The sequence below is a fragment of the Tardiphaga sp. 862_B3_N4_1 genome (assembly GCF_051811085.1).
Classification (GTDB): Bacteria; Pseudomonadota; Alphaproteobacteria; order Rhizobiales; family Xanthobacteraceae; genus Tardiphaga; species Tardiphaga robiniae.
This window is the reverse complement of sequence record NZ_JBPWQB010000001.1, coordinates 2,589,076-2,604,038: the sequence shown is the minus strand read 5'-3', so window position 1 is coordinate 2,604,038 and position 14,963 is coordinate 2,589,076. Positions and strand designations below refer to the sequence as shown.

The following is a 14,963-nucleotide window of genomic DNA, read 5'->3' as shown; positions in this document are numbered from 1 at the left end:
TTTTCGGCTGGTTACGTCGGAATCCCCGCCTGCGCAATGGCTCGTAAACGCTATCCCGATTACTATGTAGGCGGTAAGCCGGTCGGAGCCCCCAAGCTCGGATTGCGAAACAGGCCGGAGCCGGGAAGCGCCGCGTGAGTATCCCCAATTTAATCACCCTCGGGCGCATCCTGCTGGTGCCCGTGATCGTCTGGGCGATTGCCTCGAACCAGATGGAAATCGCCTTTGCAATCTTCGTGATTGCGGGGGTCAGCGATGCCGTGGACGGCTTTCTCGCCAAGCGTTTCAACATGGCCAGCGAACTCGGTGCGCTGCTCGACCCCTTGGCCGATAAGGCGCTGCTGGTCTCGATCTATGTCTCCCTGGGGATATGGGGGGCAGTTCCGCGCTGGATCGTGATTCTCGTGGTGTCGCGGGATATCATGATCGTGGGCGCCGTCATTGTGTCGTGGTTGTTCGGCAAACCGATCCCGATGAAGCCGCTGATGGTATCGAAGCTCAATACGGTGGCGCAGGTGGCCTTCGCAGCCTTGGTTCTTGCTGCCCTCGGATTTGGTTTCAAATCCTCGCCTTACGATTTGATTTTAATGGGCTTTGTGACCGTCTTGACGCTGCTCTCTGTGTCCTTCTATCTCGTCGAGTGGATGCGACACATGAGCACCATCGAACCCGGTCAAGAGCCCCGGTAAACCGGTATTCGTGACGTTCGCCGGCGGAGCCGGCAGGAGTATTTGCGTGGTCGCCCGCGTCCAACCCCGTCAACTGGCGTTCGCGCTGCCCCATGCGGAGAGTCTGTCCCGCGACAACTTCCTTGAGGGCCCGGCCAATGCCGAGGCGCTGGGACTGATCGACTGCTGGCCGGACTGGCCGAACCGGGTCATGCTCCTTGTCGGCCCGGAAGGGTCCGGCAAGAGCCATCTGGCGGCGATCTGGGCCGAGGAGGCCGGGGCACGCTCCACCATGGCGCACAGCCTGACGGCTGCGACGGTTCCGGCTGAGTTGGTGACCAACGCACTGGTGGTGGAGGATCTCAATGCCGGTGCCTTCGACGAGCGGGCGCTGTTCCATCTTCTTAATCTGGCACGTCAGGACAACGCCTATGTGCTGATTACGGCGCGGGTCGCCCCGGCCGCCATGGAGGTCGAGTTGCGCGATCTGCGGTCGCGGCTCCGTGCGATCCCGGTAGTCAATCTGCTGCCGCCGGATAACGGGTTGTTTCGGGCGCTGATCGTGAAGTTTTGCGCCGACCGCCAGCTCAGCATCGACGAGAGCGTGGTCAGCTATGTGGCCAGCCGCATCGAGCGGTCATTCGCCGCCGCCCGCCATACGGTGGAATTGCTGGATAGCGAGGCGCTCCGGCTTGGGCGGCCGGTGACCCGTGCATTGGCTGCGGAACTGCTGCGCGACGCCTGACTTAGCCTTGGACGTCAAACGCGGCGCGTCACACCGTGCCTTGACGGCGCGGCAGGCAGGTTCCTCAATGTCATCGAAGCGTCACGCAACTGACGCAATGTCCGCTGTGATTTGCCGGCACTATAGCGCTGCTTGAACTGGATGGATTGCTGTCTCATGGACTCCGCAGAAGAGATTGTTATTGAAGAGAAAAAGGGCGAAGCGAAGCCGGCAGAGGTGGTCGCGTCGGGTCCCGAGCGCTTCATCAATCGCGAGCTGTCCTGGCTGCATTTCAATCGCCGCGTCCTTGAGGAGTCCGTCAATCCGGGCCATCCGGCGCTGGAGCGCGTCCGCTTCCTGTCGATTTCCGCAAACAACCTTGATGAATTCTTCATGGTCCGCGTCGCCGGTATCAAAGCGCAGGTCCGTGAGGGAATCAGCGAGCGCAGTCCGGACGGCTTGACCCCGGCCGAGCAACTGGTGCTGATCAACAGCGCGGTCTCCAAGCTCGGCAGCGACCAGCAGGCGATCTGGCGCGACCAGCGCGGCATGCTGGCCGATGTCGGAATCGTGCTGCTCGACGGCAAGGAGGTCAGCAAAGCCGACCGGTCCTGGATCGAGGACCACTTCCTCCACAATATTTTCCCGCTGCTGACGCCGCTGGCGATCGACCCGGCGCATCCGTTCCCGTTCATTCCGAGTCTGGGCTTCACCATCGCGCTGCATCTGTCGCGGGTGTCCGACGGCAAGACGATGAACGCGCTGATCCGCATGCCCGGCAAGATCGATCGCTTCATCCGCCTGCCGACCCCCGGCAAGGACGGCGCGGTCCGCCTTATCACGCTGGAACAGGCCACTGGCCTGTTCATCGCGCGTCTATTCCCGGGCTACACTGTTCAGGGGCAGGGTGCCTTCCGCATCATCCGCGACAGTGAACTTGAAGTCGAAGAAGAGGCCGAGGATCTGGTCCGGCTGTTCGAGACTGCGCTGAAGCGTCGCCGCAGAGGGTCGGTGATCCGCCTCGAAATCGAAGCCGGCATGCCGGCAGAACTCCGTGCCTTCGTGCAGCGCGCGCTGGCGACCTCGGATGACGAAATCCTGCTGGTCGACGGCATTCTCGCCATGAACGAGGTCTCGCAGCTCACGCGGCTCGATCGGCCCGATCTCGAATTCGTGCCCTATGTGCCGCGTCATCCGGAACGTGTCCGCGATCATGGCGGCGACATCTTTGCGGCGATCCGTCAGAAGGACCTGATTGTCCATCATCCCTATGAGTCCTTCGACGTCGTCGTGCAGTTCCTGCAGCAGGCCGCGCGCGATCCGGATGTGGTGGCGATCAAGCAGACTCTGTATCGCACCTCCAACAATTCGCCGATTGTCCGCACGCTGGTGGAGGCCGCTGAGGCCGGTAAGTCGGTAACGGCGCTCGTCGAACTGCGTGCGCGGTTTGATGAAGAGGCCAATATCCGCTGGGCGCGCGATCTCGAACGCGCCGGTGTCCAGGTGGTCTATGGCTTCCTGGAATTGAAGACCCACGCCAAGCTGTCGCTGGTGGTGCGCCGCGAGGGCGGCTCGCTCACGACCTATGTGCACACCGGCACCGGCAACTATCATCCGGTCACCGCGCGCATCTACACCGATCTGTCATATTTCACATCCGACCCGATCATCGGTCGCGATGCCGCACGCGTGTTCAACTATATCACCGGTTATGCCGAGCCGAGCGACATCGAGAAGATGGCCGTATCGCCGCTGACCTTGCGCGGGCGCATGCTCGAACACATCCGCGGCGAAGCGGCATTCGCCCGCAGCGGCAAGCCCGGTGCGATCTGGCTCAAGATGAATTCGCTGGTCGATCCGGAAATCATCGATGCGCTCTATGAGGCGTCGAATGCCGGTGTATCCGTTGAACTGATCGTGCGTGGCATCTGCTGCCTGCGGCCGGGCGTGCCCGGCCTGTCCGAAAACATTCGCGTCAAGTCGATCATCGGCCGCTTCCTTGAACATGGTCGAATCTATTGCTTCGGTATGGGCAATGGCCTGCCGAGCCCGAAGGCGGCGATATACATATCGTCGGCTGACATGATGCCGCGCAATCTGGATCGCCGCGTCGAGGTTCTGTGTCCGCTGCAGAACCCCACCGTGCATACCCAGGTGCTCGAGCAGATCATGGTGGCCAATCTCAAGGATACGGAACAGAGCTGGCAATTGTTGCCGGACGGGTCGTCAACGCGTATGAAGGCAGCGAAGGGCGAGGAACCCTTCAATGTGCACAATTACTTCATGACGAATCCGAGTCTGTCTGGCCGTGGAAAGTCGCTTGAGAAATCATCCCCGCGCCGGCTCACCCGCCGTTCGGAGCGTCACCAATCCTCGTAAGGAACCAGCAACGTGGTAGCGCGTGCCAATCAACGCGCGACCAGCGTCGCCGTCATCGATATTGGCTCCAACTCGGTGCGTCTCGTTGTCTACGAGTCGCTGACGCGAAGCCTTGTTACGCTCTTCAATGAGAAGGCGCTGTGCGGTCTCGGCCGCGAAGTGCAGAGCACTGGACTGCTGGCCAAGGACGCTGTCGACAAGGCGCTGACGGCGCTGCGGCGCTTCCGTGCGCTGTGCAGGGTCATGAAGGTCGGTCGCGTCTACGCCATCGCGACCGCTGCGGCGCGCGATGCGAGCAATGGACCTGCCTTCATCACAGCAGCCGAGAAAATCTGCGGCTGCGAGATCCAGATCATATCGGGGCCGCGCGAAGCGAAGCTCTCGGCGCTGGGCGTGATTTCGGGCGTGCACAAGCCGGATGGCCTGGTTGGCGATCTCGGGGGCGGTTCGCTCGAACTGATCGATGTCAAAGGCAATGCGGTCCGGCAGGGCGTGACGCTGCCGCTCGGCAGTCTCGCATTGCAGGATGCCTCACAGAAATCACCGAAGAAGGCGGAGCGCATCGTCAGGCTGGCGCTGGCTGACGTCGCGCAGCTCAAGGCGGGCGTAGGTCGCAATTTCTATGCGGTCGGCGGCACCTGGCGTGCATTGGCGCGGCTGCACATCATCCAGAGCGGCTATCCGCTACGTGTGATGCATGGCTATTCGATCCCGGCCACCGAAGCGCTCGATTTCGTGCGCCGCTTGCGCCGGCTCGCAACAGCCAACATTCTTGCCAACATCGAAGCCATAGCCGAACAGCGCCAGCCTCTGCTGGTCTACGCGGCGCTCGTGCTTGAATATGTCATTCGCACCGCCAAGCCGAAGACTATCGTGTTCTCGACCTATGGCGTCCGTGAAGGCTTGCTGTACGAAATGCTGCCGCAAGCGCAGCGCATGCAAGATGGTCTGGTCGGCGCCGCGCAGACCATGAACGAGTTGATGTCGCGTTCGGCCCGCCACGCGCAGGAGCTGAGCGACTGGAGTGATCGGTTCGCCCGTGTCGCCAAGCTCAAAGAGACCGACGAGGATCGTCGGCTACGCCGGGTGGCGTGTCTGTTGTCCGATATCGGCTGGCGGGTCCATCCGGATCATCGCGGCGAGCAGACGCTCAGTCTGATCACGAACGGCAATTTCGGCTCCGTCGATCATCACGGTCGCGCATTCCTCGCGCTCTGTGTGTACTACCGCTACGCAGGATTCGGCGCCGAGAACGAGCCCCCGGAGCTGGTCCGCGCGCTTGTCTCGCCGGCGCAGGTCGAACGCGCCCGTTTGCTCGGCGCGTTGTTCAGGGTCGCGCATCTCATTTCGGCGGCGCGGCCGGGCGTGCTGCCCGCCACGCATTTCGCCACCAAGGATCGCAAGATGATGCTCGTCTTCGAGCATCGCATGGTCGATCTCGTCGCCGACCGCGTCGGCAGCCGCTTCAAGCAGCTGGCACGATTAGTGGGGAAGTCCGGGACGATCGTCAGGCGATAGCCACCGTCGCTCATTCTGAATGACACTACTGATTGCAGCGCGGCGTGACTCTCGGTTTCCGTGCGTATACCCTTTTCCGGCGCGGCCGTTTTGGTCCACGCGGCAAGTACATACGATTTCCGGACCGGGAGAGTCGAAATGTCAGCCCTTCTGATCAACCTTATCGTTCAACTGATTGGCGGCGCGATTGGCGGAAATGTTGCCGGCGGTGCATCGAAGTCTGTCGATCTTGGTACAATCGGCAACACGATCGCAGGTGCAATAGGTGGCGGCGTTGGCGGTCAAATTCTCGGAATGCTGATTCCTATGCTTTCAAACGCATCGGCGACCACCGATATCGGTTCGCTGATCGGTCAGGTGGCCGGAGGCGGTGTCGCGGGTGCGGTGCTGACGGCAATCGTCGGAGCCATCAAGAACAGATCGGCGGCGTAAAGCGATCGTCATTGCGTCTCGCAGGGCGAGGTCTGGTACGCCCCGTCCTGCTGTTTGCGGCAGCCAATTAGAACGCTACCTTGGACGACGTAGCCTACGCGCGATCCACCCGGATCACCCGGCCTTTTTCCATCGCCAATGCAAGGCGGCCATGCTTGAGCGCCAGGGCGGCCTCGCCGAACAACTCACGCCGCCAGCCGTGCAGGGCGCCGACGTCGGCATTGTCGTCGGTGGCGATCTGCTCGAGATCGTCGACGGTGGCGATGACCTTGCTGGCGACGGCGTGACGTTCCGACGTCATGCGTAGCAGCACTTTCAGCAGTTCGACGGTGGCCGCGCCATTGGAATTGCCGCGCGGCTTCTCGATCTTCGGCAACGTGGCGGGATCGCGGGCGACGCCACGCTGGACGGCGGCAACAATGTCGCTGCCCCACTTGGAGCGATCAAAGCCCTTCGGCAGGGAACGCAGATTGGCAAGCTTCTCCAGTGACGTCGGCGCATGGGTCGCGATATCGCCGACGGCATCGTCCTTCAGCACGCGCGAGCGCGGCACATCGCGGCTCTGTGCTTCCTGTTCGCGCCAGGCAGCGACTTCCATCAGCACTGCGAGCTCTTTCGGCTTGCGGACGCGGGTCTTCAGCCGTTCCCAGGCGCGCTCGGGATGGAAATCATAGGTCTTTGGCGAGGTGAGAATTTCCATTTCCTCGCTGACCCAGTCGCTGCGGTCGCGCTTCTTCAGATCGGCATCGAGCTTGGCGAACACGTCGCGCAGATGGGTGACGTCGGAGACGGCGTAGTGCAACTGCTCTTCGGTCAGCGGACGGCGCGACCAATCGGTAAAGCGGTGGGTCTTGTCGGGGCGGTGGCCGGTGACGCGTTCGACGAGTTGGTCATAGGCAATGCTGTCGCCGTAGCCGAGCACCATGGCTGCGACCTGGGTGTCGAAGATCGGATGCGGCACCACGCCGGCGCGGTGCACGATTATTTCGATGTCCTGCCGCGCGGCATGGAAGACCTTCAGCACGGCCTCGTTGGCCATCAGGTCGAAGAACGACGTGAGGTCGATGCCCTCGGCAAGCGTGTCGATCACCACCGCGTCTTCCGCGCTGGCCATCTGGACCACGCAGAGCAGCGGGTAATAAGTGGTCTCGCGGAGGAATTCCGTATCGACCGTAATGACGGGGTGCTTGGCAAGTCGCTCGCACGCGGCGGTCAGCTGGGCAGTGGTCGTGATCAGTTCCATGGACGGTCCATAACGCTTTTGCCAAGGCGTTCGGCCGAAAAACCTGTTGAGTCAAGGTGTTTCGGGCAGATTGGAGGTCTGCTCCGATAGAATGAGGGTGTTTAGGTGCCGCAGAAGGTCTTCAGTACGCGCTGATCCGGCTCCGGCGGCTCGGCGTAATCCGCCATCTCCGGTTGATCTTCATAGGGTTTCGCCAGCACGGCCAGCAATTTCTCGAACGGCGCGTAGTCGTCGGCCAGCGCCGCCTGGATCACCGCCTCGACGCGATGATTGCGGGGGATGAAGGCCGGATTAACTGCCTGCATGGCCTGATAGCGTGCCTCGGAGGTCTCCGACTCCCGGCCGAGTCGCTGCCGCCAGTTCATGGCCCAGGCGTCGAACGCTGTCGGATCGATGAACAGGCCGCGCACGGCTTCGTCGCTGTCTGCGTCAACCGCGGCGGCGCCGAGGCGGCGGAAGGTCAGGGTGAAATCGGCCTGATTGACCGTCATGGCGGTAAGCAGATCCTGCGCCAATGCGGCATCGTCCGGCTGGCTGGTGAACAGCCCGAGCTTCCGGCGGAGACCGGCCTGATAGGCCGTGTCGAAAATATCGGAGAATTCGCCCAATGCGGCCTGCGCAATCTCTATGCCGGTCTTCTCATCGCTGTCGATCAGCGGCAGCAGCGTCTCGGCGAAGCGCGTCAGATTCCACAGCGCGATGCGCGGCTGGTTCGCATAAGCGTAGCGGCCCATCTCGTCGATCGAGCTGTACACCGTCGCGGGATCGTAGGCGTCCATGAAGGCGCAGGGGCCGTAATCGATGGTCTCACCGGATACCGAGCAGTTATCGGTGTTCATCACGCCGTGGATGAAGCCGACATGGAGCCAGCGTGCGACAAGTTCGGCCTGACGGCGGATCACCGCATCGAGTAGCGCGCGAATAGGATGTTCGGCTTCGGCTGCGTCGGGATAGTGCCGGGCGATCACATGATCGGCGAGTTGTTTCACCCCGGCGATATCCTCGCGCGCGGCAAAAAACTGGAAGGTGCCGACGCGGATGTGGCTTGAGGCGACGCGCGTCAGCACGGCACCCGGCAGCATCGTCTCACGCTGAACCCGTTCGCCTGTGAGGACGGCGGCGAGGGAGCGCGTTGTGGGAATGCCCAGGGCCGCCATGGCTTCGCTGACGATATATTCCCGGATCACTGGACCAAGCGCAGCACGGCCATCGCCGCGGCGCGAGAAAGGCGTTGGACCGGAGCCTTTAAGCTGGATGTCGCGGCGCACACCGTCGCGGTCAATGACCTCGCCGAGCAGGATCGCGCGGCCATCGCCGAGCTGCGCCACGAAATGTCCGAACTGATGTCCGGCATAGGCCATCGCGAGGGGATCGGCGCCATCCGGCACGCGCTTGCCGGCGAGGACTTCGACGCCTTCGGGACTGGCCAGCCAGTCAGGATCGATGCGGAGTTGGTCGGCCAGCGCGCGGTTCAGCTTAATCAGCCTCGGCGCTGTCACCGGCGTCGGTGCAACGCGGGCGAAGAAATTCGCGGGCAGGGCGGCATAGCTGTTGTCGAACGGGAAGTGGACTGTCATGGCCCCAAGATGGGGGGCCACGACGTGTTAGGCAACCGCTGAAAGCGGTCTCAGGCGGCGCGAACCGTGTCGAGGAACCGGTCGACTTCATCCTTCAGGCGATTGCTTTCGAGCGACAGCGACTGCGCTGCGGCCAGCACCTGGGTCGATGCGGAGCCAGTCTCGCTGGCGCCGCGATTGACCTCGGTGACCTCGCTGGCGACCTGGGTGCTGAGCTGGGCCGACTGCTGGACATTGCGCGCGATTTCCTGTGTCGCTGCGCCCTGTTCCTCAACCGCCGCTGCGATGGCCGACGAGACTTCGGAAATCAGCGTGATGGTCGAGCCGATCTCCTTGATGGTCTCGATCGTCTCCGCACTGGCCGCCTGCATGCCGGCGATCTGCATGCTGATTTCGTCGGTGGCCTTGGCGGTCTGCGACGCCAGCGCCTTCACTTCGGCGGCGACGACTGCGAAGCCGCGGCCGGCGTCACCGGCGCGCGCCGCCTCGATGGTGGCGTTGAGCGCCAGCAGGTTGGTTTGTTCGGCAACGGCGGTGATGAGCTTCACGACGTCATCGATCCGTGCAGTGGCCTGCGTGAGTTTGGTAATGCTTTCATTGGTCTTCTCGGCCTGCAGCACGGCGGTCGAAGCGATACGATTCGATTCATGAACCTGGCGGCCGATTTCATTCACCGACGAGGTGATTTCTTCCGTTGCCGCGGCCACCGACTGAACGTTGCTCGACACCGTATGCGATGCAGACGCTGCCGAGCCCGACAGCGTCATGGTGATATCCGACGTGCGGGTCAGCGTGGTGGCAGAGGCTTCGAGTTCGGTCGAGGCCGATGACAAGGAGCCCACCAGTTCGCTGATCATCGACTCGAAGTTGCTGGTCGCCTTCGTGATGGTTTCTGCACGGGCGGCCTTGATGGCGGCCTCGGCACCGGCAGCCTGATCCGCAGCACGCTTGGCGATGAGGGCGTCCTTGAAGATCTGCAACGCGCTGGCGATACGGCCGATCTCGGTGCTTTCGCCCTGATGCGGAATGACGGCCTCCAACTGACCATCGGTCAGCTGGCCCATTGGCTTCAGGATCGAGGCGATGCCGCCGGAGATGTCGCGCACCAGATACATGGCAGCGCTGAGACCGAGCACGACCGAGGCGCCGAGAATGATAACCATCATCCAGATCGCGTTGGCATAGGTGGCGTTCGCGTTGCTGCCGGCCACTTCGGCGCCCTTGTCGTTCAGCTCGACGAGCTTGGCCAATGTGCCGTCCATGGCGCGGCCGGTCGGAACGACCTTCTTGGCGTTGATCTCTTTGGCTGCCGCCACGTCGCCCTTGTTGGCGAGGGCCTGGACGTCGTTGCCGGCGGCGATGAAGGCCTTCCATTCCGCGTCAAGCTTATCGGCCAGTTCGCGTTCGGCTGGCGACGATACCAGCGGGGCGTAGGCCTTCGCGGCCTTGTCGAAGTCAGACTTGCGGGCGGCGAGGTTCTTGTCGACATCCGGACGGTCGGCATCGGCCACGATCAGGTGGTCGCGCAGCACAGCGCGATACCGCGCCGACTGAACGCGCATCTCACCGATCCAGCGGACGCTCGGGAGCCATTGCGTCTGGATATCCTGGGTCGCTGCGTTGATGGCTCGCATCTGCATGAAGGCGAGGGTGCCGATGCCCGCGATCACGACGAAAAGAAAAGCAACAATGACAAACAGCTTGGTACTGATCGAATATCTGGCGAGCACGAACATATTCCTCGGCGGTTCTAAGGCTGCGACGCCGGTCAGCCGAAATGGCGGCTGCCTTGGGTTGCGGCAGGGCAAGAAGCAGCAAGTTCCAGTTGAATCACCTGCCTTCAAAACGGGCTGGGTTCACGGCAAGACAGTGAATGGTGGTCGTCAACGTTCAGTAAATTTTGACACAAATACCGCTTTAAGTAGTTGAATCTGGTGCTGAAATACCGACGCGACGTATCCGGGTGCCGATGGTGCTTGACCCGAGGTAGCTGGTTATTGCGTGTGCAATCATGTAGTTCCCGCGTTGCGGGAGGTTTTCCGATCGCTCGATTGCATTTGGAAATGGTAGTCCGAAATTCATCGGTCGGAGGCCTCCGGTGATGCAGTCGCGGCCCGCAAATTCGGGCGATCTGATCGCCGAGCTTTGGTTGCCGCGTCGGATGCGGTCGGGTAAACCCTGCGCTTCGCGCTTGATCGCGAACCCGATTCCGCCCTCTGACGTATTTCCAGGATACCCATGCATCGCTACCGGTCTCACACCTGCGGCGCGCTCCGCGACAGCCATATCGACCAGACCGTTCGCCTGTCGGGGTGGTGCCATCGTATCCGCGACCATGGCGGCGTGCTCTTCATCGATCTGCGCGACCATTACGGCCTGACGCAATGCGTCGCCGATCCGGACTCGCCGGCGTTCAAGGTCGCCGAGACGCTGCGTTCGGAATGGGTCGTGAAGATCGACGGAAAGGTGCGTCGTCGTCCTGGCGGCACCGAGAATGCCGAACTGCCCACCGGCGATGTCGAGATCTATATCGATGCCATCGAGGTGCTCGGCCCCGCAGCCGAATTGCCGCTGCCGGTATTCGGCGATCAGGACTATCCGGAAGACATCCGGCTTAAATATCGCTTCCTCGACCTGCGTCGCGAGAAGCTGCATCAGAACATCATGACCCGCGGCGCCATCGTCGACTCGATGCGCAAGCGGATGAAGGAGCAGGGCTTCTTCGAATTCCAGACGCCCATCCTCACCGCGTCGTCGCCGGAAGGCGCGCGCGACTTCCTGGTGCCGTCGCGCATCCATCCCGGCAAGTTCTACGCGCTGCCGCAGGCACCGCAGCAGTACAAGCAGCTGCTGATGATGTCGGGCTTCGACCGCTACTTCCAGATCGCGCCATGTTTCCGCGACGAGGATCCGCGCGCCGATCGTCTGCCGGGCGAGTTCTACCAGCTCGATCTCGAAATGAGCTTCGTCGAACAGGAAGACGTGTTCGCGGCGGTGCAGCCCGTGATCACCGGCGTGTTCGAGGAGTTCGCCAAGGGCAAGCCGGTCAACAAGGACTGGCCGAAGATTCCCTACGCAGAGTCGCTCCGCAAATACGGCACCGACAAGCCGGACCTGCGCAACCCGATCGAGATGCAGAACACGGCGGAGCACTTCCGCGGCTCCGGCTTCAAGGTGTTCGCGCGCATGCTCGAAGACGACAAGAATCAGGTCTGGGCGATCCCCGGTCCCGGTGGCGGCAGCCGTGCATTCTGCGACCGCATGAATTCCTGGGCGCAAGGCGAAGGCCAGCCGGGCCTCGGTTACATCATGTGGCGCGAGGGCGGTGAGGGCGCTGGTCCCTTGGCCAACAACATCGGACCGGAGCGTACCGAAGCGATCCGTCAGCAGCTCGGCCTGAAGGCCGGCGATGCCGCGTTCTTCGTCGCGGGCGATCCCGAGAAATTCTACAAGTTCGCCGGTCTCGCACGCACCAAGGTCGGCGAAGAGCTCAACCTGATCGATAAGGAGCGCTTCGCGCTGGCCTGGATCGTCGATTTCCCGATGTACGAGTACAACGAGGACGACAAGAAGGTCGACTTCTCGCACAACCCGTTCTCGATGCCGCAGGGTGGCATGGATGCGCTGACAGGTCAGGATCCGCTGACCATCAAGGCTTTCCAATACGACATCACCTGCAACGGCTACGAGATCGCGTCGGGCGGCATCCGTAATCACAAGCCGGAAGCAATGGTGAAGGCGTTCGAGATCGCCGGTTATGGCGAGGAGACGGTGGTCGAGCGCTTCGGCGGCATGTATCGCGCCTTCCAGTACGGCGCACCGCCCCATGGCGGCATGGCGGCAGGCGTCGATCGTATCGTGATGCTGCTCTGCGGTACGAACAACCTGCGCGAGATCTCGCTCTTCCCGATGAACCAGCGTGCTGAAGATTTGTTGATGGGCGCGCCGTCAGAGGCTTCGCCGAAGCAGTTGCGTGAAGCGCATATCCGTCTCAATCTGCAGGACAAGTAGTCCGGCAAACCAACAAGAAGAAACGCCCTTCTACCTAACTTTTGTTTTATGACGCGCGGGAGCACGCATGTCTTCTTCATCTTCTGACGATCTCTCGCGCGCGGCGCTTGCCTATCATCGCCTTCCCAGGCCGGGTAAGCTGGAAATCCAGGCCACCAAGCCGCTTGCCAACCAGCGCGATCTGGCACTGGCCTATTCGCCGGGCGTAGCCGCGCCGTGTCTCGCGATCGCAGCCGACCCCAACGAAGCCGCTTCGCTGACCTCGCGCGCCAATCTCGTGGCCGTCGTCTCCAACGGCACGGCCGTCCTCGGTCTCGGCAATATCGGTCCGCTGGCGTCGAAGCCGGTAATGGAAGGCAAGGCGGTCCTGTTCAAGAAGTTCGCCGGCATCGACGTGTTCGACATCGAGATCGCCGCCGACACCATCGAGCGCGTGGTCGAGGTCGTCTCGGCACTGGAGCCGACCTTCGGTGGCATCAACCTTGAGGACATCAAGGGTCCGGAATGTTTCGAGATCGAGGCGCAGCTTAAAGAGCGGATGAAGATCCCGGTGTTTCACGACGATCAGCATGGCACCGCCATCATCGTCGGCGCCGCGATCAAGAATGCGCTGCTGCTCAACGGCAAGAACATAAAGAACGTCAAGATCGTCTGCTCGGGTGCTGGCGCTGCGGCGATCGCCTGTCTCAATCTTCTGGTGTCGCTGGGCGCGCAGAAGAAGAACATCTGGGTCTGCGATATCGACGGTGTCGTGCATGAGGGCCGCAACACCCTGATGGATCGCTGGAAAGCGGTCTATGCGCAGAAGACCGATGCGCGCGTGCTGGGCGATGTCATCGCCGGCGCCGATATTTTCTTGGGCGTCTCCGCTCCGGGCGTGCTGAAGCCCGAGATGGTCAAGGCGATGGCCGACAAGCCGCTGGTGATGGCGCTGGCCAATCCGACGCCGGAGATCATGCCGGACGAAGCGCGCAAGGCACGCCCGGACGCGATGATCTGCACCGGCCGGTCGGACTTTCCGAACCAGGTCAATAACGTCCTTTGTTTCCCGTTTATCTTCCGCGGTGCACTCGATTGTGGTGCGACGGCGATCAATGAGGCAATGAAGATCGCTGCCGTCGATGCCATCGCGCAGCTTGCGCAAGACCCGCCGTCGGATGCTGTGACCGCCGGCTTCGACAACGAGACCCAGGGCTTCGGTCCGGGGTCGCTGATCCCGAGCCCGTTCGATCCACGCCTGATCCTGCGCATCGCGCCGGCCGTCGCCAAGGCGGCGATGGAATCCGGCGTGGCCTCGCGCCCGATCGCCAATTTCGAGGAATACACCGCAGGTCTCGAGCGTTTCGCATTCCGCTCCGGTTTGGTGATGAAGCCGGTCTTCGCGAAGGCAAAGACCCAGCCGGTGCGCGTGATCTATGCCGAAGGCGAAGACGAGCGCGTGCTGCGCGCCGTGCAGGTGGTGCTGGAAGAGAAGCTGGCGCGTCCGATTCTCGTTGGCCGTCCGTCGGTCGTTGAAGCCCGCATCAAGCGGTTCGGTCTGGCGATCCAGGCCGGACAGGATTTCGACCTGATCAATCCCGAGGACGATCCGCGTTATCGCTCTTACGTGCAGTCCTATATCGACGTGGCTGGCCGTCGCGGCGTGACGCCGGATGCGGCGCGCACGGTCGTCCGCACCAATGCGACGGTGATCGCCGCGCTCGCCGTGATCCGCGGCGAGGCGGATGCAATGATCTGCGGCGTCGAAGGCCGCTACATGAGCCATCTGCGCCATGTGCGCGAGATCATCGGCTTCCTGCCGGGCGTCAGCGATTTTGCAGCGCTGTCGCTGATGATCACCAGCAAGGGTGCGCACTTCATCGCTGATACGCAGGTGCGTCCGAATCCGAGCGCGGAAGAACTCGCGGAAATCGCGGCGCTCGCTGCCAACCACGTGCAGCGCTTCGCCATGAAGCCGAAGATCGCTTTCGTGTCGCATTCTGACTTTGGCAGCTACGATACGGACTCTTCGCGCAAGATGCGCCGCGCCGCAGCATTGCTGCGTGAGAAGCATCCGGAAATCGAGTCCGATGGCGAAATGCAGGGCGACACCGCGCTGTCGGAAGCAGCCCGCAAGATCGTGCTGCCGCATTCGAAACTCGAGGGCTCGGCGAATGTCCTCATCATGCCGACGCTCGATGCCGCCAATGTCGCTTATCAGATGATCAAGACGCTGGCGGATGCGCTCCCGGTCGGCCCGATCCTGATCGGCCCGGCGCGTCCGGCGCATATCCTGACGCCGGGGGTAACAGCGCGTGGTATCCTCAACATGACGGCGGTTGCGGCTGTCGAGGCGCAGGAGCGGGCTGGGCGTCCGCAGGCGAGCCTTTTCGGCTAGCGCGTTCAGTCAGCCTCGCGCTGGCTGGATGCTT

General features: G+C 62.4%; 11 protein-coding genes. 8 read left to right on the top strand and 3 right to left on the bottom strand.

What is annotated here, in order from left to right; all coding sequences use genetic code 11:
- Positions 1 to 134: 134 nt before the first annotated feature.
- The 5 genes from AB8B02_RS12290 (at position 135) to AB8B02_RS12270 (ending at position 5,721) form a co-directional block, all read left to right on the top strand.
- Positions 135 to 689 carry a CDP-alcohol phosphatidyltransferase family protein gene (locus AB8B02_RS12290; RefSeq protein ID WP_068731090.1) on the top strand — a complete coding sequence of 185 codons (555 nt, stop codon included), beginning with the start codon at positions 135 to 137 and terminating at the stop codon, positions 687 to 689.
- Between the two features lie 46 nt (positions 690 to 735).
- Positions 736 to 1,413, top strand: coding sequence for a chromosomal replication initiator DnaA (locus tag AB8B02_RS12285; RefSeq protein ID WP_439064042.1), 678 nt, complete (start codon positions 736 to 738; stop codon positions 1,411 to 1,413).
- Between the two features lie 156 nt (positions 1,414 to 1,569).
- Positions 1,570 to 3,771, top strand: a complete 2,202-nt coding sequence (locus AB8B02_RS12280) for an RNA degradosome polyphosphate kinase (protein ID WP_089264645.1) — start codon at positions 1,570 to 1,572, stop codon at positions 3,769 to 3,771.
- Positions 3,772 to 3,783: 12 nt separating this feature from the next.
- On the top strand, positions 3,784 to 5,289 hold the full coding sequence (ppx, locus tag AB8B02_RS12275) for an exopolyphosphatase (protein WP_439064041.1): 1,506 nt from the start codon (positions 3,784 to 3,786) through the stop codon (positions 5,287 to 5,289).
- Between the two features lie 138 nt (positions 5,290 to 5,427).
- The gene (locus AB8B02_RS12270; protein ID WP_089263970.1) at positions 5,428 to 5,721 is read left to right on the top strand and encodes a hypothetical protein; all 294 of its coding nucleotides are present in this window, start codon (positions 5,428 to 5,430) and stop codon (positions 5,719 to 5,721) included.
- A gap of 94 nt (positions 5,722 to 5,815) precedes the next feature.
- Here the strand turns inward: AB8B02_RS12270 and rnd are convergent, their stop codons facing one another.
- From rnd to AB8B02_RS12255, 3 genes are all read right to left on the bottom strand, one after another.
- A complete protein-coding gene (gene rnd / locus AB8B02_RS12265) occupies positions 5,816 to 6,964 on the bottom strand; it encodes a ribonuclease D (protein WP_089263971.1) in 1,149 nt (382 codons plus the stop codon).
- 101 nt (positions 6,965 to 7,065) lie between these two features.
- A complete protein-coding gene (locus tag AB8B02_RS12260) occupies positions 7,066 to 8,541 on the bottom strand; it encodes a protein adenylyltransferase SelO (RefSeq protein WP_439064040.1) in 1,476 nt (491 codons plus the stop codon).
- Positions 8,542 to 8,591: 50 nt separating this feature from the next.
- Complete coding sequence (locus tag AB8B02_RS12255; RefSeq protein ID WP_175366118.1) at positions 8,592 to 10,271, bottom strand: methyl-accepting chemotaxis protein; 1,680 nt, start codon at positions 10,269 to 10,271, stop codon at positions 8,592 to 8,594.
- On the opposite strand from AB8B02_RS12255, the gene AB8B02_RS12250 reads away from it, so the two are divergent.
- The 3 genes from AB8B02_RS12250 (at position 10,243) to AB8B02_RS12240 (ending at position 14,929) form a co-directional block, all read left to right on the top strand.
- Positions 10,243 to 10,470, top strand: a complete 228-nt coding sequence (locus AB8B02_RS12250; protein WP_158596856.1) for a hypothetical protein — start codon at positions 10,243 to 10,245, stop codon at positions 10,468 to 10,470. The two genes, AB8B02_RS12255 and AB8B02_RS12250, sit on opposite strands and share 29 nt — an antisense overlap.
- Positions 10,471 to 10,779: 309 nt before the next feature.
- A complete protein-coding gene (gene aspS, locus AB8B02_RS12245) occupies positions 10,780 to 12,552 on the top strand; it encodes an aspartate--tRNA ligase (RefSeq protein ID WP_175366117.1) in 1,773 nt (590 codons plus the stop codon).
- A 67-nt stretch (positions 12,553 to 12,619) separates the two neighbouring features.
- Positions 12,620 to 14,929 carry an NADP-dependent malic enzyme gene (locus AB8B02_RS12240; protein WP_068731100.1) on the top strand — a complete coding sequence of 770 codons (2,310 nt, stop codon included), beginning with the start codon at positions 12,620 to 12,622 and terminating at the stop codon, positions 14,927 to 14,929.
- Positions 14,930 to 14,963 lie beyond the last annotated feature (34 nt).

Bases quoted from the DNA above. Each gene is read 5' to 3' on its own strand.
- AB8B02_RS12270 (WP_089263970.1), top strand. From the start codon at position 5,428: ATGTCAGCCCTTCTGATCAACCTTATCGTTCAACTGATTGGCGGCGCG.
- rnd (WP_089263971.1), bottom strand. From the start codon at position 6,964: ATGGAACTGATCACGACCACTGCCCAGCTGACCGCCGCGTGCGAGCGA.
- AB8B02_RS12260 (WP_439064040.1), bottom strand. From the start codon at position 8,541: ATGACAGTCCACTTCCCGTTCGACAACAGCTATGCCGCCCTGCCCGCG.
- AB8B02_RS12280 (WP_089264645.1), top strand. From the start codon at position 1,570: ATGGACTCCGCAGAAGAGATTGTTATTGAAGAGAAAAAGGGCGAAGCG.
- AB8B02_RS12240 (WP_068731100.1), top strand. From the start codon at position 12,620: ATGTCTTCTTCATCTTCTGACGATCTCTCGCGCGCGGCGCTTGCCTAT.
- aspS (WP_175366117.1), top strand. From the start codon at position 10,780: ATGCATCGCTACCGGTCTCACACCTGCGGCGCGCTCCGCGACAGCCAT.